At 68.4% G+C, this 19,628-nt stretch carries 15 protein-coding genes; 5 read left to right on the plus strand and 10 right to left on the minus strand.

Going from position 1 to position 19,628, the window contains the following annotated elements:
- Window positions 1-25: 25 nt before the first annotated feature.
- The gene (locus tag A5750_RS20610; protein ID WP_067265380.1) at window positions 26-892 is read right to left on the minus strand and encodes a hypothetical protein; all 867 of its coding nucleotides are present in this window, start codon (window positions 890-892) and stop codon (window positions 26-28) included.
- 190 nt (window positions 893-1,082) lie between these two features.
- On the opposite strand from A5750_RS20610, the gene A5750_RS20615 reads away from it, so the two are divergent.
- Both A5750_RS20615 and A5750_RS20620 read left to right on the plus strand, forming a co-directional pair.
- The gene (locus A5750_RS20615; RefSeq protein WP_067265382.1) at window positions 1,083-1,904 is read left to right on the plus strand and encodes a class I SAM-dependent methyltransferase; all 822 of its coding nucleotides are present in this window, start codon (window positions 1,083-1,085) and stop codon (window positions 1,902-1,904) included.
- Between the two features lie 11 nt (window positions 1,905-1,915).
- Window positions 1,916-2,959: a glycosyltransferase family 4 protein gene (locus tag A5750_RS20620; RefSeq protein ID WP_197505493.1), complete on the plus strand. Its 1,044-nt coding sequence runs from the start codon at window positions 1,916-1,918 to the stop codon at window positions 2,957-2,959.
- 4 nt (window positions 2,960-2,963) lie between these two features.
- On the opposite strand, the gene A5750_RS20625 is transcribed toward A5750_RS20620, so the two are convergent.
- The 8 genes from A5750_RS20625 to A5750_RS20660 all read right to left on the minus strand — a co-directional run bounded on the left by A5750_RS20625 (window position 2,964) and on the right by A5750_RS20660 (window position 15,083).
- Window positions 2,964-4,667 carry an FAD-dependent oxidoreductase gene (locus A5750_RS20625; RefSeq protein WP_067265387.1) on the minus strand — a complete coding sequence of 568 codons (1,704 nt, stop codon included), beginning with the start codon at window positions 4,665-4,667 and terminating at the stop codon, window positions 2,964-2,966.
- On the minus strand, window positions 4,664-5,590 hold the full coding sequence (locus A5750_RS20630; protein ID WP_067265550.1) for an aldo/keto reductase: 927 nt from the start codon (window positions 5,588-5,590) through the stop codon (window positions 4,664-4,666). Before A5750_RS20630 ends, A5750_RS20625 begins: the two co-directional genes overlap by 4 nt.
- A 16-nt stretch (window positions 5,591-5,606) precedes the next feature.
- Complete coding sequence (locus tag A5750_RS20635) at window positions 5,607-6,620, minus strand: glycosyltransferase family 4 protein (protein ID WP_066957386.1); 1,014 nt, start codon at window positions 6,618-6,620, stop codon at window positions 5,607-5,609.
- Window positions 6,617-8,095: an O-antigen ligase family protein gene (locus A5750_RS20640; RefSeq protein ID WP_067265391.1), complete on the minus strand. Its 1,479-nt coding sequence runs from the start codon at window positions 8,093-8,095 to the stop codon at window positions 6,617-6,619. The genes A5750_RS20635 and A5750_RS20640 overlap by 4 nt, the downstream gene beginning before the upstream one ends.
- Window positions 8,092-9,549 carry a polysaccharide biosynthesis tyrosine autokinase gene (locus A5750_RS20645; protein ID WP_066957388.1) on the minus strand — a complete coding sequence of 486 codons (1,458 nt, stop codon included), beginning with the start codon at window positions 9,547-9,549 and terminating at the stop codon, window positions 8,092-8,094. Before A5750_RS20645 ends, A5750_RS20640 begins: the two co-directional genes overlap by 4 nt.
- Window positions 9,550-9,714: 165 nt before the next feature.
- Entirely contained in the window at window positions 9,715-11,391 is a 1,677-nt protein-coding gene (locus A5750_RS20650) for a hypothetical protein (protein WP_066957389.1), read from the minus strand.
- A 10-nt stretch (window positions 11,392-11,401) separates the two neighbouring features.
- The gene (locus A5750_RS20655) at window positions 11,402-13,264 is read right to left on the minus strand and encodes a bifunctional diguanylate cyclase/phosphodiesterase (RefSeq protein ID WP_066957787.1); all 1,863 of its coding nucleotides are present in this window, start codon (window positions 13,262-13,264) and stop codon (window positions 11,402-11,404) included.
- A 205-nt stretch (window positions 13,265-13,469) separates the two neighbouring features.
- Window positions 13,470-15,083 carry a hypothetical protein gene (locus A5750_RS20660; protein WP_066957788.1) on the minus strand — a complete coding sequence of 538 codons (1,614 nt, stop codon included), beginning with the start codon at window positions 15,081-15,083 and terminating at the stop codon, window positions 13,470-13,472.
- A 312-nt stretch (window positions 15,084-15,395) separates the two neighbouring features.
- Here A5750_RS20660 and A5750_RS20665 point away from each other — a divergent pair, with 312 nt between their 5' ends.
- Genes A5750_RS20665 through A5750_RS20675 form a run of 3 tightly spaced genes read left to right on the plus strand, consistent with a single transcriptional unit; the run spans window position 15,396 to window position 18,767 of the window.
- Complete coding sequence (locus tag A5750_RS20665) at window positions 15,396-16,577, plus strand: NAD(P)/FAD-dependent oxidoreductase (protein WP_067265394.1); 1,182 nt, start codon at window positions 15,396-15,398, stop codon at window positions 16,575-16,577.
- Window positions 16,574-17,485, plus strand: coding sequence for an RNA polymerase sigma-70 factor (locus A5750_RS20670; RefSeq protein ID WP_066957391.1), 912 nt, complete (start codon window positions 16,574-16,576; stop codon window positions 17,483-17,485). The genes A5750_RS20665 and A5750_RS20670 overlap by 4 nt, the downstream gene beginning before the upstream one ends.
- A 28-nt stretch (window positions 17,486-17,513) precedes the next feature.
- Window positions 17,514-18,767 carry an aminodeoxychorismate synthase component I gene (locus A5750_RS20675; RefSeq protein ID WP_067265397.1) on the plus strand — a complete coding sequence of 418 codons (1,254 nt, stop codon included), beginning with the start codon at window positions 17,514-17,516 and terminating at the stop codon, window positions 18,765-18,767.
- A gap of 4 nt (window positions 18,768-18,771) precedes the next feature.
- Here A5750_RS20675 and rsmI read toward each other — a convergent pair whose 3' ends face one another.
- Complete coding sequence (rsmI, locus tag A5750_RS20680) at window positions 18,772-19,608, minus strand: 16S rRNA (cytidine(1402)-2'-O)-methyltransferase (RefSeq protein ID WP_066957395.1); 837 nt, start codon at window positions 19,606-19,608, stop codon at window positions 18,772-18,774.
- Window positions 19,609-19,628 lie beyond the last annotated feature (20 nt).

Here is a 19,628-nt window from a genome sequence, read left to right on the forward strand (position 1 = left end):
GAGGCAATGACTCTCGCGCAAGGCCCTACCGCTCGTATCGCAGGATCTTGGCCACCGTGCGGGGGGACGTCTTGTGCTGCCCGAACCCGCTGTACAGGAAATACCTTGGCTCCACGTAAAGCTGCTCGATGTCCGTCGGCACATCGGCGAAGGACTCGGACAGGGCGGTATCGATGAAGAACGCGTCGGAACCGGAGTGGGAGTTGCAGCAGACCAGGCGGTAGTCGAAGCGGGCGAACAGCTCGGCATAACTGCTCAGCGACGCCCCGAAATAGTCGTCGGACTGCCACACGTGCTCGGGGTCGTATGCGATCTGAAACTTCACCGGCGGGGGGAACTTCCCGTTGTATTCGACGATGAAGAGTTTGGGACGGATGCCATCGGCCAGGAGCTTCTCGACCAGGTAGATGTCGTTGCCGTCCAAGTCGAGGGAGACCACGTCGACCTCGGTGGCGTCGATCCTCTGCAGGCAGGACCGGGCCAGCGCAAGGATATTGTCCGCCGTTATCCACGCCTTCTCGTAGGCGAACCGCGGGTGGCCTTCGACGGCCACGGCCAGCTCCTGTCCCCCGACCCAGAAGCCCTTCCAGCCCAGGGCCGCAAGGATCAGGGTGTTGTTCTCCGTCCCGTCGCCGACGCCGAACTCCGCGAAGACACCGCTGTCGAGCCGGCCGATGCGGCGCAGGATCTCGAGCGTTATTCCGTCCTCGTCGGTCGCCGAAAAACACTTTTTGCCGGCGCGGTTGAGCGGGTTGGGATGGTTCGCCTTCAGCGACTGGGAATGATCGAAAAGGATCAGATCCTTGAGCTGGTCCCGCGTTTCACTGCCGAGAATGCGCCGGACCTTCTGCCGGAGCTTCTCTTTCGGCGGCGGTGTAGCGCTTCTGGCCATTGGAGACCAAAGCTATCACGGCCCCGCGCGACTATTCCCGGCATTCGGTGAATAGCGGTGCTGCACAACGCACGTCCGCGCCGAAATTCGGCCCCGATTTGCTTGCCGATAGCGTTGCAGGTGCCGTAGGTTCTCCATTGTCCCGGTGTTTGCTCAAGGCGCGGGTCATGCTCGGGAGGGTTGAATAGGCGTGTTGTGCCGCATCTGCAATTCGAGCACCAGTCTGGCGTTCACGCATCAGATCCTCGCCAAATACGACTGCAAGTACTACTTCTGCGACAACTGCGGCGGCCTGCAGACCGAAGAGCCGCATTGGCTGGACGAAGCCTATGCCAGCCCCATCGCGGCGGCGGACACCACCATGCTGTGGCGCAATCAGTATCTTGCACGGGCGATGTCGGTGCTGCTGTACTTCTTCTTCGATCGCCGCGGCCGGTTTCTCGACGCGGCCGGGGGCTACGGCGTTTTCACCCGCCTGATGCGGGACATCGGCTTCGACTATTACTGGACCGACAAGCACTCCCCCAACCTGACCGCGCAAGGCTTCGAGGCGGACGCGGGTCCGGGCCCGCCGTACACGGTGGTCACCGCCTTCGAGGTGATGGAGCATCTCGCCGACCCGGTCGGATTCGTCGCCGAATTGCTGGAGACCACGGGCACCGACTCCATCGTGTTTACGACCGAACTCTTCGACGGCCGGCCCCCGCCCCCGGAGGACTGGATGTACTACGCGTTTGCCACCGGCCAGCACATCACCTTCTATCAGAAATCGACGTTGGCCCTCATTGGAGAGCAATTCGGCATGCAGTTCCACACCTCCAAAACGCGGTGGTGGCAGCTCGGGGGCATGGGTCTGCACATTTGGACCCGGGCGAAAATCAATCCGCTGGCCTGGCGGCTGCTGGCCTCGCCCCGCATCACCGGCCTCCTCGAGGGCCTGCCGCGACGCGCGCTTCAGACCCGGATGTGGACCGACGCCGACGTCTTCCTGAAGGCCGCCGACGAGCAATGAAATCGCCCCGGGTGCTTTGGCTTTCGCCGTGGACACGACCGGCGGTGCGCGTGCAGGCCGAGGGGCTGCTGCGGCGCGGAGCCGACGTGTTGCTGGTGACCTCCGACCGGCACCCCGAGTCGGACGCCGCCCGTGAGTACGAGCTCGTGCTCGACCCGCGGTTCAAAACCGCCGCGACTTGGCTCCCGACCTTCAAGGCGTGGCGCCGGATCCGTGAGTTTCGACCCGACGTCGTGATCGCCGAGATCGTCCGCGATCCGCGCTGGATCGCGTTGGCCGGGCGGGTTCCCCGCATCCAGGTGGTGCATGACGACCGGCCGCACGACCCCGGCGAACGGGTCCCGTCCTACGAACGCGCGGTGTTCGACCGGTGGGGCGCCCGTTCGGCGGCCACCATTACCTACAGCGAGTACGTCGCGACGGCCGTCGCCGCGCGCCGCGACGTCGCCGGCACGCCCGTGTATGTTGTGCCGCTCGCCAGTGATATTGACCCGCAACGCGTTCCACCATTCGTGGCGCCCGAGGGACGCCGGGATTTCGTCATGTTCGGCCGGCTCAACCCGTACAAGAACGTCGACGTCGTGCTCGAGGCGTGGCAGCGCCATATCGGCGGCGGCTGCTGGCGCGGTGACAACCTGGTGCTCATCGGCGACGGGCCCCTGGACCCCGCCGCCCTGCCCAAACACACGCGCTGGCGCAACGGCAGCTACCGCTACGCCGACGTCATCCCGGTCCTGGCCGCCGCGAAAGGTTCGGTCTCGCATTACCGGCGCGCGTCGCAAAGCGGCGTGCAGGTGCTCTCCATGCAGCTGGGGGTGATGCCGATCGTGTCAACGTCCGGCGGCCTGCCCGAGTACCAGCCGCCCGGCTGTCCCCCGATAGGTATCGACGATGTCGCCGGGCTCGCCGCCGCCTTCGACCTGCTGGCCGACCCGTCGGTCGCGGCGCAGCGCGGCGTCGAGGCGGCGCGCTACTACGCGCAGCATTGCGACGTCGACATCGTCGCGGAGCGCTTTTTGGATGTCATCGCCCGGGTGCTGGCCAGTCGGCGCTGACTTACTACGCCATCTTGGGATCTGAACGCTCGCAGGCCATTCGAGCCTTCTTAAGGCGATCGGCGAGCCGGACACCCAGTGCAATGCCCACCAGCGTCGGGTTGGCCTGGCTCGACGTCGGCAGGACCGACGTGCTCGCCACGTACAGCCCACGCACGCCGTGAACCTGTAGGTCTGGGTCGACGACGCCGCCATCGGGCGTGTGCGACATGCGCGTCGTTCCGGCCTGGTGGTAGCCGGCGTGCCCGGCCAAGAACTCGCGCACCGCGCCCTCGACATCGTCGGTCAGCCACTCCACGCGTCCGGCGCCGTGGCGACGTAGGTGTTCATCGATCGCGGCGATGGCCCTGCGCACGCTTTGGTAATCGTCGTCGGAGAAGTGGATATGGGTGCGGATCCTGCGCATGCCGAGGGCGTCGCGGTCGTCGGCAAGCTCGACGCGGCTCTCCCAGTGCGGAAGATGCTCGCCGTGGTAGTGCAGCAGATATCGATTGTCCGCGCTCTTCACGAAAAAGCCCGGCGCCTTGCGGCCCCTGCGGAAGAAGCGGGCATAGGAGAACGTGATCGCAAACCGGATCGACGGGAACAGGTCCCGCACGACGTTGCGCAGGTGCGCGAGTATCCGCGGCGGACCGTCGGTTTGGGTGTGCTTCGCACGAATGGCCTCCGCGAGCAGGAAGCGGCCGATCGGGGAGATCAGGGTGAGATAGACGCCGGACAGGATTCCGCTTCCATGCCCGGGGTCGCTGATCGGCGGATTGACCAGCCACACAGCGGCATTCGGCAACGCGGCGTCGCGCTGCAGGCCGGGATCGAGGGTGAAGCGCCGGCGCACGTACACCCCGTCGCCGTCCCGCTCGTAGGCGTAGCTGACCTGATCGGTGGCGAATTGCACGCGCGCGACCCGGCCTTCGACGTGCGACATGTACCAGCGGCCCAGGTGGCCGCCCGAGTTTCCCAGACCCGCCGGGTGATGGCGGTCCGAGGCGAGCAGCAGGCGGGTCGCCTCCAAGCCGCCGGTCGCGATGACGTAGTCCGCGGCGACCACGCTCCCCTGCCGGCCGTCGAGCGTCTTGACCACGAGGTGGTCAAGACAATCACCGGCCGGTGTCGTCACGATCTCGGTGCAGGTAAGTCCGGTCCACACGATCAGGGAAGTCGCGTCGCGCAGCGCCGCCCGGTACTCGTGGCCGAAACGCGTTGGAAGTGCCCAGCGCTCGAGATCGGTTGTGCGCACGTCGCCGTCGGGCAGCCCGGCGATCAGGTCGCGGTGCGCAAGCTCCGGAACCTCCCGCGCGTTGAATGCCGCCCGGCCACACGCCGCCCAATCACAGGCACGCTGCAGGTAGGGCTCGACGTCGTCGTATCGGATCGGCCAGGGCGCCTGCGCGGTGAGCGGGCGGTCCTCGAAGTCGATGGGGTCGAACTTGACGCAGCGACCACCCCAGAGCGCCGTTGTCCCGCCAACCTGCCGGCGGATCATCAGCTCACTACGCGCATGGAGATCGTCGTCCTGCCGGGAATCTAGGGCCGACAGCTCTTGGGCCGCTTCGTCTTTGCGTTCCAGGCCGCTCTCGATCAACGCCACCTGGACGCCGGATCGCGCGAGTTCCAGCGCCGTCGCAATGCCGATCGCGCCGGCCCCGACGACCACGACGTCGGTCCGGATCGTCGTGTTCGGGGCGAACTCTCGGGGTCCACGGATCACGCGGCAGCACCCCCGGGCACCTCCGCCACCAGAGCGAGGAACCGCGCCAGGGTCTCCGGGTCCGGCGGCGCCGAGACCGCGCCGGCCGCCTCGGCGACCCGGAGCGGGTCGGTGGTGCTGTAAAGGATTGCGCGGCAACCTGTTGCGACGGCCGAGGAGCCGAGGATCAGCTTGGGCAGCGCCCCGGGAGCGAGCGGATCGAGGTGGAGGGTCTGGCGCCAGCGCCGCGCCAACTCCGCGTCGGCCCGCAAAGCGTTCGAGAGCACCGCGTACGAACGTTGCAACACGCCGAATGCGAGATCCGCTGGGCGCGGCGGGGGATGGAACAGGTCGGCGCGCACCTGGCTCACCCCTTCCGGCGCGAAGGAGGCGGCGAAGTCCGTGTCGAGCCCCTCGTCCTGTGAGACACCCCAGGCGCGTATCTTGCCTTGCTGGCGAGCGCGTTCGAAGAATTCGCGAAGTTCGCCGCCGGCCACGGTGTCCCCCGGCCGCGGGCCGTGAAGGAACAGGATGTCCACGTAGTCGACGCCCAGCGCCGCGAGACTCTCGTCGAGGCTGCGGGCCGCGGTGGCCGCGTCGTACAGGCGGGCGGTTTCGGGTGTCGCCTGCTGCCGCTTGACGGCGCGCCGCAGCGCCGGGGCCTTGCGCAGCAGCGCCCGCGCCGGAGCCTGAAACTGGCCGAGGCGCCTGGCCATCCCTCCGACGTTGATGCCGAATTTGGTTGCGACGGTGACGGTGTCGCGCGGGACCGTCCGCAGGAACGCCCCAAGCTCGGCCTCCGCCCTGCCCAGGCCGTACATCCGTGCGGTGTCGAAGTGCGTGATGCCGCTGTGCACCGCGGCACCCAGCACGGCCATCCGTTCCCGGCGGGACGGCGACTGCATCAGACCGCCGCATCCGAAGCCCACCGCGCTCACTCTCAGCTGCGGCCCGTCGAGCTCAACTTGCTCCAACACCGCAACCCTCGTAAATCCGGCGCAGCTCCGCGTCGATGATCCGCGGGCTCCGTGTCGCGGCGATGTGTTCCTGACCGCGACGCCCGTCACGCTCGGCCAGCTCCGGGTCGCGCAGGTACCGGCCGATCGCCGCCGCCAACGCGGACGCGTCACCGGCGGGGACGAGCATGCCCGGGTCCGAGGCGATCTCGGGTGTGCCGCCGACCGGGGTCGCCACGAATGGCCGCCCGCCGGCGAGGGCCTCGGTCAGGATCATCGGCATTGCCTCGGCGAACGACGGCAGCGTCACCACGCGGACCGAGCGGAGTAGCTCGCGGACCCGATCCGGATGTACCGGGGGCTCGACGCTGAGGCGCTCCGTTGGCGGCGGCGTGTAGTCGTCGACGACACCGACTATGCGGCAACGCCCTTCGACGCCCTCGGCCAGCAGCAGCCGCCAGGCCGAGACCAGCGTGTCGACGCCCTTGCGGCGACCGATGGTGCCGGCGAAAAGCACGACGGGCGGTGTCGAGCCGGCCCCGGGCGCGTCTCGATCGATGACGACCGGGTTGGCCACGATCGACACCGGCACCCCGGGTGCAACCCGTTTCGCGGCGGCACGCGCTTCCTCCGACAAGACGATGAGATGGTCCGCCTTCGTCAGCGTCGACCCCACGAAATGGGGGTGCGACCGGGAGAATTGCGGAAAGTCGGAGCCGTGGATGGTCACGACGACCCGGAAGCCTCGCGCCCGCGCGAGGCGGATCAGCGGCCCTTCGCGCAGCCAGGCGCCGCCGTTCGACATGTGGAAGTGCACGACGCTCCCGCGCGGCGCCCTAGCCAGCGCGGCCCCCGCACGCGCGGTGAGCCACAGATTTTTGGCGTGGTGGCGCCCGTTCCACGTCGACAGGACGCGAATTTCGTCGGCACCGATCCTGTTGTCGCGGATGACTCGTATCACGGACTGCGTGCCGCCGAAGCTGTATATGTCGGGCCCGACGTGAGTGACCGCAATCATTTTCCGCCGGCAGCGGCCAGCGCCGGCGCCGGGTCGGCGTCCGCCTGGTCCGCTTCGGAGTTCCTGTGCCGTAGGCCGGCGAATCCCATGGCCGTTCCGAGTGCCAGCCCCAAAGCCAGTGCGTCCATGGGCATTTCGGGTAGTGGCCAGACCGCGGATATCGCGAGCAGACCGGCGCAGACCGCGGCGCTGATCTTCGCCGGCATCGTCGCGCAGCGCAGCGCCCGGACGATCGGTGTCAACGCGATCCACGCGAACGCCGCCATGCCCACGGCCCCGGCCTTGGCCAGCCACCATTGGTAGAAGAGGTGGGAGTAGGTGGGACCCAGCGTCCAGGCGAAGGCCTTCGGATCGTTGCCGGACGGCAGCTGGTAGGCGTAACCCAGGCCGTGGCCGAACACCGGCGCCTGGGCGATTGCGGCGTTGAGCCGCGCGACTTCCCGCAGCCGGTCCAGTGTCGATTCGTCGGTGGCGAGCGCACTGGCCGAAACCCCGCCGAACACTCGCTGATTGAACGCGGTGAACTGGTCGCTGAGCCACGACCCCGCCTCCGACTGCTGCAGCAGGAACAGCGACCCCGGCAATATCAGCGCGGCCACGCCCGCGCTGACAGCGGCCACGGCGGACGTCCGCCGCAGGGCCCGCCAGCCGAAATTGGCGAAGAAGGCGACGGTCGCACCCACCGCCACGGCGATCAGCGTGTTCCGCGAGAAGGCCAGCAGCGAGATGATCAGCGCGGGCGGGCCGAAGGCGAGGTACGTCATCGGCCGGACGCGACCGATGATCGACGCGGCGACCAGCGCGGTGAGCGCGGCGGTGGCCGGCGTCTGGGTGGATAGGACGATGCGGAGGGCTTGACCTGCGCCCGTCGCGCCCTCCAGGCTTTCGGCCCGGCCGGCCAGTCGGATGGCATGCAACGAACTGAAGATCGCCATCGCCGCCGAGAACCACAGCGTCACGACCATCACGCGCATGCAGAACTTCAGGTAGCCGCCGTACACGATCAACAGCGCCAGCACGAACCCGATGACCATCTCGATCAAAGTCGTCGATTCGTGTAGCACCATCGTGGCGTCATGTCCCATCTGAAACCCGACCGCGGTGAAGTACACGACCGTCAGCACGAACATCCCCGGCAGCAGGAAATCCTTGAACCGCGGTCTGACGATCGGCATGAGGTAGCCGATCGCCAGCACCGCGGCCACCTGGTACGCATAGATCGCCGCGGGCCCGATCACTTTGCCGATGTGCAATCCTTCCGGCAGCGCCGCGAACGCCAGGAACAGCGTCACCCCCGCCAGCGCCTCGCGCTTCACCCAGTAGACGACCAGGCAGAACGTTGCCGCGATGAGCAACACTCCCTCGGTGGTTCGGCGCACCGAGAGCACGCCAAAGACGAAGCAGCCGAACAGGAATACCGTCAGCAGGACGCCGTCTACTGCCAGGCGGGGGCGACCGGGCAGGTAGGGAATCACGCCGGCCCGCCGACCTTCGTCCGATAGGTCTTGGCCGCGGCCCTGATGTGCAGCGACGGACGGGCGTCGGTCAGCACGGTGCCGACCACCTGTGCACCGGCCGAGCGCAATGCCCTCAGCGCGTCGTTGAGCTCGTCGACGGTGGTCCGGCGCGCCCGCACCACCAGCACCGTGGCCGACACGGCGCCCGCCAGCAGGCCGCTGTCCGGGGTCGCCAGCACCGGCGGCCCGTCGACCACGATCCGGTCGAAGCGTGACGACAAGTCCAGCATCACCCTGTCGATCACCTCCGGCAGAAACGCGCTGCAGGGCGGGGTCTCGCGGCGGGCAGACCGGGACGCAAGGATGAACAGCTTGGCGATCGGCGTCGGCTTCACGGCTTCCGCGGCGATCTCGGGGCTGGCCAGCGCGTTGGCCAGCCCTTCCCCCGACTCGACCCGCAGCAGACCGGCGATCACGTGCCGGCGCGTATCGCCCTCGACAAGCAGGACGTCCTCGCCGATCTCGGCGAGGGCCAGCGACAGGTTCAGTGCCGTGGTCGTGGTCCCCTCCCCACCGAACGGCGCCGCCACCAGCACTCGGCGGGCGTCGGAGCCCATCGCCCTGAGCAGCCGGGCGCGCAAGCCCCGTACGGCGTCATCGAGGGCGGAGTCGACGCCGAACCGCGGGGTGTTCCCGCGCCTGCCGGGTAGCTCGGCCAAAGTCGGCAGTCCCGAAAGCTGTTCCAGCTTCTCCCGGGATCGCACGGTGCGGTCGCTGGCCTCGCGGGCCACCGCAACCGCGATGGCCAGCAGTATTCCGGCGACAAATCCCATCGCCATGTTGCGCACCGGCACCGGCGTCACGGGGTGGTCGGGCACCCGCGGCGCCTCCACCACCCGCGCTCTGGCCACCGGCATGGGCTTGGCCGCCGGTTGGCCGGGCGCTTCCGACGGCGGGGCCGCGGGTGGATTCGGCTCGCCGACGTCGGGCCGCGAACCGGGCGTCACCGGAACGGGCCGGCCGTTCGGACCCGTGGTCGCGCCGAGCGTGGGCACCAGCGCGGCGAACTGATCGGCCATCGCTCCCGCTAGGGCCGCGGCGCGGTTCGGGTCGGTGTCCTTGACGGTGATCGTGAAAAGCTGGGACTTGGCGGTGTATTTCACCTGGGTTTGGGTCACCAGGGCGTCCGCGCTGATCGGGGCTTGCAGCTGGTTGACCGCGCGCTCGGCGACCGTCCGGCCGCCCGCGATCTGCGCGTAGGACGACAACCGTTCCTGCGCGGTCAGCGTGCCGTTGTACAACTCGGTGAGGTCGGTGGCACCGGGAAAGGAAATGAGGATGGTGGCCGTCGACTGGTAATGCTTCGTCTGCAATGCCGTGACCGCCGCGGCGCCGATCGTGCACGCCAGCAATGCCCCCAAGGCGAGTTTCCAATGCGTGAGGAGAGTCCGGACAAAGGTGCGGAAATCCATCCACTAACCTCTCTGGGGCGACGCCATGCCAATAGCGTCGAATTGATTTGCCTTACACCCGCCGCGCAAAGCCCAGTGCACATTATGCAGCACTCGCCACGCAGCATCGTCCTAATCGCAATGCGTTCTCGCCCCACGCTTGGAGGCATTTGCTGGCGCCCACGATCATTGGCGCGGGGCGGAAGTCAGCGCCTCGCGCGGGATGTCGAGGGTTGCGAGCGGATACCCCCCGGATTCGTCGCGTCCGGAGCGTGCCAGCAGCATGGGCGGATAGTTCACCACGTGCGACGCGTCCGGCTTGTGCTGTTGCCAATCCACGGATGCGCGCAGCGTGTAGTGCCCGGGCGCCAACCCCGCCAAGTCGACGGTCACCGATTCGGTGAACGACGCCGGGACAGGTTGATTACCCGAGTTCTCCCCTGAGGGGACCAGTTTGGGCAAGGCCACGGTGGTCGGCAGCGTGCGGACCACCGCGCCGGAGAAATCCACCAACCGGTAGCTGGGCACCCATTTCTCGACCGCCGCGGCGCTGCCGTAGTTGGTCCAAACCACCGATATGGTCGCCACCCGGCCGCGGAACGATTCCGAACCGGGCCGCGCTTCCACGGAGTACCGATAGCCGGCCGACACGTTGGCTTGTGCCCACAGCAGGTACAACGCCGGGTCCATCGGGGTGTTCGAATCCACGGCCGGGAAGTTGAAACTCGACGTCATCGACACGTGGTACTTCACCACGTCGCGCAGGGCCTTTTCGTAGTAGGACTGCGCAGTGGTCCCATCGGGCAGCTGGCACCATTCGGTGATCACCAATGCTGAGGCCAACCGGTCTTTCAGCTGGCCGACGACCGGATCTTTCGTGTGCACGTAGTACGAGCCATCCGACTCCGCCCACACCGGCAACGGCGCGTACACGCCGAGGCAATCCGAGCGGATGCCCACCGGCGCGGACACCTTCTTGGTGACATCGTCGGCGAGCAGCTCGCGAACGATCTCGGGATTCAGCGCGGTGGTCACCAATCGGGTATGGCGGAACGCGTTCACGTTCGCCGCGACCAGCTGTGCGATGGCCGCTTTGGTGATGCTTTGATCGCGAAACTGGCTGTAGTAACCGAGCTTTGCGATGCTCTCTTCCGGGGAGGGACCCGGTGCCCCCAGCGTGTCGCGCAGATAGGCGACGTGGTTCTCGCTGAAGTCCCCGTAACCGGAGAACTCGAACACGCTGAGGCGCTCATCGCCGTCGTAGCGGCGACCGAGCGCGGCGAGCAGCTGCCCGAAGGCGTTCAGGTACGCGGGGTCGTTCCAGTTCGGCACCACGTGCGCCACCCCGGGTGTCCACCAGTATCGTTGCGGCCCCGTGTAGCTGGTGGACGCGGAGCGCATCCAGTCCGGGATGGCGATGTTCGTGTTGTTCGCATAGGTGGCGTCGCAACAGGAGTTGTAGGCGAACACGCGAAGCGTGAGCCGCATGTTCCTGCTCGCGAGCTTCGCCAGCGCATCGTCGATCACGCTGAAGTCGAACTTGCGATCGTCGGGCGCGTCGGCGGGCAGCGTGTTCGGGTCGGTGGGCTGCAGCTGCCGCCAAGAGACGCGCAAGCTGCCGTCGTACGACGCCGGCCACGCCGGATACCGCTGCTGCGCGGAATTGCCTTGCGGGAAAAGCGGCATCATCAGGTCTTCGTACTGCCCGCGCAGCGGATTCGGTACCTCCTGAACGCTGAGCGGGATGGCGGGACTGATCACGGCAGACAGTGGATCGGGGTCGCTGCGGCCACCGCAGCCGCTCAGCACGAGCGCCGAGCACGCGACGATCACCGCCGCGCAGTTCCTCAGTTTTCCGACCATCGGTGCGATGCTAGATGGCGCTCGTCGGCAACGCCTTGAGGTCGGCCAAAAAGGGCATCGGCAGCCACCGCGCGGCCAGCAGCGCTTCCATCTCATCGCCGGGGACGGGGCGCGACAACAGAAAACCCTGCGCCCGGCGACACCCGTGCTGCATCAAAATCATTGCCGCGTCCGGTGTTTCAACTCCCTCGGCCACCACTTCCAGGCCAAACGCCTCGGCCAGCCCGATGATCGCGCGAACGATCGCCAAATCACCGGCGTTGTTGCCCAGATCGCGCACGAATCCGGTGTCGATCTTGAGCATGTCGACCGGCAGGGATTTCAGGTGCGACAACACCGCATAACCGGTGCCGAAGTCGTCGATGGCCAGCTGGACCCCGACTTCCTTGAGCTCCGCCAGGGTTTTTCGAGTGGTATCGATGTCGTGGACCACGGCGCGCTCGGTGATCTCCAGACAAATCGAGCCGGCTTCGATGCCGAACTCCTCGATGGTGTCGGCGACGTCGCGCACGAACCCGCGGCTGATGAGCTGGATGGGCGACACGTTGATCCGCATGACGGCTTCCCGCCCGACACCGTTGGCCTGCCAGCGACTGAACTCGGCGCATGCGCTGCGCAGCACCCAGCGGCCCAACTCCATCGCCAGGTTGGTCGATTCGGCGATCCCGATGAACGAATCCGGCAGCAGCAGCCCCCAAATCGGGTGCCGCCACCGCACCAGCGCCTCCGCGCCCACGATGGCGCCCGTCGACAGGTCCACCTCCGGCAGGTAGTGCAGCAGCAACGCCTCGCTGCCGATGTCGCCCTGCAGATGCAGCTCGATGTCGTTGCGGAACGCGCGTTTGAGGGACATGTCGTCGGTGGACACCGCAATCTGGTTACCGCCACCGCGTTTCGCCGTCAGCACCGCCTCGTCGGCCCGGCGGAGCAGGTCGGTGCAGTTGTCCAGCCCCGGAGCACCCACCGCCAGCCCGATGCTGACCGTCCGGCTGATCACGTGGCCGCCGACGGCCAGGCGCTCGCACAGCATCGCCGAGAGGCGACGGGCGAACGACTCCGCGGCTTCCGGTGTCATCGGCTGGTCGGGCACGACGACGAACTCGTCCCCGCCCAACCGGGCGATCGTGCTGTTGGGAGCGCAGATCCGGATGCGTTGCGCGAAGACCCGGATGAACCAGTCACCGGCGGTGTGCCCGAGGTAGTCGTTGATCGGCTTGAGCCGGTCGAGGTCGAGGTACAGCACTGCCACGGGCCCCGGGTTTCCCGCCAACAGCCGTTCGGTCAGGTGCGCGACCAGGGCACGACGGTTGTAAAGGCCGGTCAGATCGTCGTGCTCGGCGAGATAGCGGAGCTTTTCTTCGGCCGCGATGCGCGCTTGCACCTGTGCGAACAGCGCGGCGACGGCCTCGAGCGTGTTGATCTCATCTTGCTCCCACTTGCGGGCGCCGAACTTGACGAAGCCGAGCAAGCCAGTGGTGGTCTCACCCGAGACCAGTGGTGCGGCGGCCACCGAGGGCGAGGCGGCCACTTTGGCGCTGCCCGGCCGGCGCCGAAAATAGCGTTTCGACTGCGCCGGCCGGATCACCACCGGTTTGCGGCCGTGCCCGCACTGCGCGAGGACCGACTCCGCGATGTCCAGCTGGGCGAAGGTCGTCGGATCCGGATCCGCGGCGTCCGTCCTGGGTGGCCACTCGGCGACCAGCGCCGAGGCCCGGGTCTGCGGGTCGTGGTGACGCAGGAAGCTGGCGTCCACGTCGAACTGCTCGACGAGTTGCGCGAGCACCTTCTGGCTGACGAGGGTGGCCGTGGCTGCCGTGGCTTCCATCAGCTGCGTGGCGACGGAGGTGACGACCAGGTCCAGGCTGCGCGGCACGGTCTCCTCCGATACGGGCATGCATCCCAGCCGGGCGGGGGACGGTCTCGGGGCGGATCCCGTGTTTACGCGGACCCGGGCAGGTCACGATCGGTTTCAGTCAGCAAAACGTATCACGCAGTACCCGTGGCATCCGGGCTAACGAGCAACTTCCCGCGGCGCTGGTTGACGGTGACAAAGGCGGTCCTCGCGGGGCCGCTGCGCGTCATTGACCGGAGGCGTCGCTCGCGATGTCCAGGGTGGCGATCGGATACAGGCCGGAACCGTCGCGGCCGTCGCGGGCCAGCGCCATCGGCGTGTAGTTCACCACGTGCGAGGCGCCCGGCTTGTGCTGCTGCCATTCCACGGACGCGCGCAGCGTGTAGTGCCCGGGCGCCAGGCCCGTGACGTCGACGCGCACCGACTCGGTCGACGACTCCGGAACCGCCTCCTCGCGTGACTGACTGGAGTCGTCGTGCGACAGCGTCTTGAGATTGACCGTCGCCGGAATGGTGCGCACCACCGCTCCCGAGAAATCGACCAGCTTGTAACCGGGTGCCCATTGCTCGGTGGCCGCCGCCGAGCCGTAGTTGGTCCAGACGACCGAGATGGAAGCCACCTTGCCCTGGATGGACTGCGATCCCGGCTTGGCCTCCACCGAATACCGGTAACCGGCCGAGGTGTTCGCCTTGGCCCACAGGAGGTAGAGCTTGGGGTCCATCGCCGACGTCGCATCCCGGTCGGGGAAGTCGGCGCTCGCCGTCATCGAGACGTGATACCTGACGACGTCGTGCAGCGCCTTCTCGTAGTACGACCGCGGGTCGGTCCCGTTAGGCAACCGGCACCACTGGCTGATCACCAGCGCCGAGGTGAGCCGCTGCTTGATCGCGTTGACGGCGGCGTCGTTGAACCGCACGTAGTGCGAGTCGCTGGACTCGGCCCATTCCGGCAGGGGGGACTGCACCCCAAGACAATCCGCGCGGACGCCGATCGGTGCGGACAGCTTTTTCGTCACGTCGTCGGCGAACAACTCGCGGACGATCTCCGGATTCTCGCCGGTGACCACCAGTTGGGTATGGGGGAACGCGCCGACGTTCGCCGCGACCAGTTGCCCGATGGACGCTTTGGTGATGCTTTGATCACGGAACTGGCTGTAATAGCCCAACTTCGGCACGCTGTCGTCCGGCGCCGGTCCGGGGGCACCGAGCGCGTCACGCACGTACGCGAGGCTGGTCTTGCCGAAATCACCGTATCCGGAGAACTCGAACACGCTGAGGCGCTCATCGCCGTCGTAGCGCCGCCCGAGCGCGGCGAGCAGCTGCTCGAAACCGTTCAGGTAGGCGGCGTCATTCCAATTCGGGACCACCTGTGCCACACCGGGTCCGGAACCGTTCGGTGCGCCGGAATAGCTGGTGGCCGCGGAGCGGATCCAGTCCGGAATCGCGATGTTGGTGTTGTCCGGATAGGAATCGTTGCAACAGGATTTGTAGGCGTACACGCCAAGGGTCAGCCGCATGTTCCGGCTGCCGAGCTTCGTCAGCGCGTCGTCGATCACGCTGAAGTCGAACCTGCGATCGTCGGCAGCGTCGGGGGGCAGCGTGCGCGGGTCGACCGGCTGCAACTGCCGCCACGAAACCCGCAAGCTGGCGTCATCCGACGCGGGCCAGGCAGCGTACCGTTGTTGCGCCGAATTGCCTTGTGGGAAAAGCGGATTCAAGCCTTCTTCGTACTGGCCGCGCAGTGGGTTGGGGATCTCCTGAGCGGTGGGCGGAATGGGCGGGCTGACCATCGCGGACAGCGGGCCGGGGTCGCTTTTGCCACCGCATCCGCTCAGCACCATCGCCGTGCACGCGACAGCGGCCAGCGCGCTCTTCCTCGTCTTCACGCTTGCTTCTCCCAACACACACCGGTGCTCACTGAAGTGGGCCCATACTGCCTGGGTTTTCCGGTGCGTGTATCCGACGCGGGGCAGGTCACGAATTGGCGTAGCGCAGCGTAACACGCACGGCCTGGGCCGCCCCCGGTCCGACGCAGTGCGGTCCTGCCCGGGAGGCGGCTCCCGTGAGACGCGTCACAATGTGGGCGGGCCTGTCACGCTCGGCCGGCCTGCGGTGTCTCGAGGGCATCAGGCCCGTGAGAACAGGAGACAGCAATGACCGAGGTGACCGCCCAGAAAATTCATGTCGTCGTGGTCGGAGGCGGGTACGCCGGAACACTGGCCGCCAACCATCTACGTCAACGTCCGGACATCGACATCACCCTGGTGAACTCCCGCCCCGTCTTCGTGGAGCGAATCCGCCTGCATCAGTTGGTGGCCGACACCGGCGCCGCGACCGCCGACTACGCCACTCTGCTGGGCGAGGGCATCCGATTGGTCGTCGACACCGTCGACCGCATCGAGGCCACCGCGCGGCGGGTCCTGCTGTCCTCGGGCGCCGAGCTCGACTACGACTACCTGATCTATGCGGTCGGCAGCACCGGCGCGACGCCGGTGGCGGTGCCCGGATTCGCGGACTTCGCGTACGCGGTGTCCGACCTGGAAAGCGCGCAGCGGTTGCGCTATGCGCTTGTCGACCTGCCGCTGGCCGCGCCCGTCACGGTCGTCGGCGGCGGCCTGACCGGCATCGAAACGGCCGCCGAGCTGGCCGAACAGGGCCGCCAAGTGACCCTGGTGTGCGGCGCCGCGCTCGGCCCGTCGCTGAGCAAGCGGGGCAGGCGCTCGGTCGCCAAGCGCCTGCGCGGCTTCGGAGTCATCGTGCTGGAATCCGCGATGGTGACCGAGGTGCGCTGGGACGCGGTGGTGCTCGCCGACGGCGCCGTGCTGCCGAGCGCGGCGACCATCTGGACGGCCGGATTCACGGTGCCGGACCTGGCCGCGCGCAGCGGGCTGAGCACGGACGCGGTGGGCCGGCTGCTCACCGACGAGACGCTGACCAGTGTGGACAACCCCTACGTCGTCGCGGCGGGGGACGCCGCCGCGCCGTCGGGACAGCCCCTGCGGATGAGTTGCCAGGCCGCCGGGCCGTTGGGCGCGCAAGCCGCCAACACCGTGCTCAACCGCATCGCCGGAACCGCCCCGGCCCCGCTCAGTCAGGCGTTCGTCGGTCAGTGCATCAGCCTCGGCCGCACCTACGGCACGGTGCAGCTGTCGCGCACCGACGACACCCCGGTGAACATGGCGCTGGGCGGCCGGACCGGCGCGTCCATCAAAGAGGCCATCTGCAAGGGAACGCTGTGGGCCATCCGGCGCGAGGCCGCCAAGCCCGGCTCCTACCTCTGGCTCAAGGGCGGCAAGAGGCCCGCGCAGACACCGGCCGAGATCGCCCTGCGATGACGCCCCCACCGGCCGGCAGTGAGCACGCGGAACGGTTCACCGTGCTGCGGCCGCTGCTGTTCACCATCGCCTACGAGATGCTGGGCTCGGCCACCGAAGCCGACGACGTGCTGCAGGACAGCTATCTGCGGTGGGCGGCGGTCGACCTGTCGACGGTGCGCGACACCAAGTCGTATCTGGCCCAGCTGGTGACCCGCCAGGCCCTCAACGCGCTGCGCGCCGACGCGCGTCGCCGCGAGGACTATGTGGGGCCGTGGCTGCCCGAGCCGCTGTTGCTCGACGAGCAGGATCCTTCCACCGATGTCGTTCTGGCGGAATCGATTTCGATGGCGATGTTGGTCCTGCTGGAGACGCTGAGTCCCGACGAGCGGGCGGTGTTCGTATTACGCGAGGTGTTCGGCTTCGACTACGGCGAGATCGCCGAGGCGGTGGGCAAGCCGGCACCGACGGTCCGGCAGGTGGCGCACCGGGCGCGTGAGCACGTGCGGGCGCGGCGGAAGAGGTTCGACGCGACGGACCCGCAACGCAACGAGCAGATCACCGCGCAGTTCCTCGCGACGGCGGCCACCGGCGATGTGGAGACGCTGATGACGATGCTCGCGCCCGACGCCACCTGGACGGCGGACAGCGGCGGCAAGGTGTCCGCGGCGCGCCGGCCGGTGGTGGGGGCCGATCGGGTGGCCCGGGCCATCGTCGGCCTGATCCGCAAGGCGACGGAGCTCGCGGAGTTCCGCGTCGACATGGTGACGTGCAACAGCGCGCCGGCCGTGCTGCTCTACCTCGGCGATCACCTCGAAGGGGTGATCACGCTGGAAATCGCCGACGACAAGATCACCAACTTCTACGTGACCCGCAACCCGGACAAGCTGGTGGCGCTGGCGACCGCCCGTGACGTCAGCCGCGGCTAGGTGACCGCACTTCTGTCAAGCTAGGGCGGTGCGTATCGACCGGCTCGGCGACCATGGCGCCGCACCGCAGGTGCTGCGCGCCGTGGGCGAGGCCACGGCACGCCTCGGCCTGCCGCCGCCGGCCGCGCTGACCGGCGACTGGTTCGGCGCGCTGGCGGTGATCGCCCCGAGCGTGTCGGCGCAGCCGGTCGATCCCGGCGCGGCCTTCGCGGTCCGGCTCGACTCGCAAACGGTCGACTCGCAAGCGGTGGGCGGCGGCTGGATCGGCTACCTCTCCTATCCCGATCCCGGCGCCGAGGGCGGTCCGAACCGGATCCCCGAAGCCGCGGGCGGTTGGACCGACTGCGTCCTGCGCCGCGACCGGGACGGGCAGTGGTGGTACGAAAGCCTGTCGGGCGCGCCGATGCCGGACTGGCTGGCGGCCGCGCTCGCGACCGCGCCGCCGCCGCAGCGCGACTGCCGGATCGACTGGGGGCCCTCCGATCGGGCGGCTCACCGCGACGGGGTGCTTAACTGCCTCGAGGCCATCCGCGCCGGCGAGGTCTACCAGGCGTGCGTGTGCACGCACTTCACCGGTACGGTCTCGGGCGCCCCGCTCGACTTCTTCGCCGACGGCATCGCCCGCACCTCCCCGGCTCGCGCGGCGTATCTCGCCGGGCCGTGGGGCGCGGTGGCGTCGCTGTCCCCGGAGCTCTTCCTGCGGCGGCGCGGCACGCTCGTGACCTCCAGCCCGATCAAGGGCACCCTGCCCCTGGACGCCTGGCCGTCCGCGCTGCGGGCGTCGGCGAAAGAGGTGGCCGAAAACATCATGATCGTGGACCTGGTGCGCAACGACCTCGGCCGGGTGGCGCTCGTCGGCACCGTGACCGTGCCCGAGTTGTTGGTGGTCCGGCGCGCCCCCGGCGTGTGGCACCTGGTGTCCACCGTCTCGGCGCGGGTTCCCGTCGAACTGCCGACGTCGGCGCTGCTCGACGCCGCCTTCCCGCCGGCCTCGGTTACCGGGACACCCAAACACCGGGCCCGCCAACTGCTCTCGCAATGGGAGCCGCATCGTCGCGGAATATATTGCGGCACAATCGGTTTAGCATCCCCCGTGGCCGGATGCGAGCTGAACGTCGCCATCCGCACGGTCGAGTTCGACCCCGGGGGCGGCGCCGTGCTCGGCGTCGGCGGGGGAATCACCGCCGACTCCGATCCCGACGCCGAATGGGCCGAATGCCTGCACAAGGCGTCCCCCATTGTCGGGCAGCCGCGCATCGCCGCCGCGTTTTCGGCCGGCTGACCCCTCACCCGCGGCGGGACTGCAGGACCGCGTCGTAGAGCTGCCGCGAGCGCACGCCCGGATTCGCGTCGGCCACCTCACCGCAGGCGTCCTTGACACGGGCGCCGCCGGCGACCAGCTCCTCCACCTGCGCGACCAGCGACGGCAGGTCGGCGCGGGGGGTGGCGCCGGCGAGCACGACGGTGATCTCGCCGAGCACCCCGTCGTCCGCCCACGCCGCCAGGTCGTCGAGCGATCCGCGCACCACCTCCTCGTGCACTTTGGTCAGTTCCCGGCAGATCGCCGCCCGACGGTCACCGCCGAGCCGGTCGACGGCATCGCGCAGACACGCCTCCAACCGGCGCGGCGATTCGAAGAAGACGCAGGTGCGTCGCTCGTCGGCCAGCGACTCCAGCCAGGTCCGCCGCGCCGCCTTCTTGCGCGGGGCGAAACCCTCGAAACAGAACTTCTCCGCCGGCAGACCGGACAGCGCCAGCGCGGTCATCACCGCCGACGGGCCCGGCAGACAGGTCACCGGAAGGTCAGCCTCCACGCACGCCGCTACCAGCCGAAAGCCGGGGTCGCTGATCAGCGGCATCCCGGCATCGCTGACCACCAGCACCGTCGCGCCCGCCTTGAGGGCGGCGATCAGCGAGTCCACCCGGGCCGCCTCGACCCGGTCGAACAGGCTGATCACCCGGCCGGAAATGGCGACATCCAGCGCTTTCGCCAGCGTCCGCACCCTGCGGGTGTCCTCGGCCGCCACCACGTCCGCGTGGGCGAGGGCGTCCATTAGGCGGGGCGAGGCGTCCGAAGGCTGACCCAACGGGGTCGCGCCCAGCAACAGGCGGCCAGTGGTCATGACGGACAGCCTACGATCGA

The organism is Mycobacterium sp. 852002-51613_SCH5001154 (genome assembly GCF_001667425.1).
Classification (GTDB): Bacteria; Actinomycetota; Actinomycetes; order Mycobacteriales; family Mycobacteriaceae; genus Mycobacterium.

Bases quoted from the DNA above. Each gene is read 5' to 3' on its own strand.
- A5750_RS20610 (WP_067265380.1), bottom strand. From the start codon at position 892: ATGGCCAGAAGCGCTACACCGCCGCCGAAAGAGAAGCTCCGGCAGAAG.
- A5750_RS20635 (WP_066957386.1), bottom strand. From the start codon at position 6,620: ATGATTGCGGTCACTCACGTCGGGCCCGACATATACAGCTTCGGCGGC.
- A5750_RS20645 (WP_066957388.1), bottom strand. From the start codon at position 9,549: ATGGATTTCCGCACCTTTGTCCGGACTCTCCTCACGCATTGGAAACTC.
- A5750_RS20650 (WP_066957389.1), bottom strand. From the start codon at position 11,391: ATGGTCGGAAAACTGAGGAACTGCGCGGCGGTGATCGTCGCGTGCTCG.
- A5750_RS20660 (WP_066957788.1), bottom strand. From the start codon at position 15,083: ATGGTGCTGAGCGGATGCGGTGGCAAAAGCGACCCCGGCCCGCTGTCC.
- A5750_RS20665 (WP_067265394.1), top strand. From the start codon at position 15,396: ATGACCGAGGTGACCGCCCAGAAAATTCATGTCGTCGTGGTCGGAGGC.
- A5750_RS20670 (WP_066957391.1), top strand. From the start codon at position 16,574: ATGACGCCCCCACCGGCCGGCAGTGAGCACGCGGAACGGTTCACCGTG.
- rsmI (WP_066957395.1), bottom strand. From the start codon at position 19,608: ATGACCACTGGCCGCCTGTTGCTGGGCGCGACCCCGTTGGGTCAGCCT.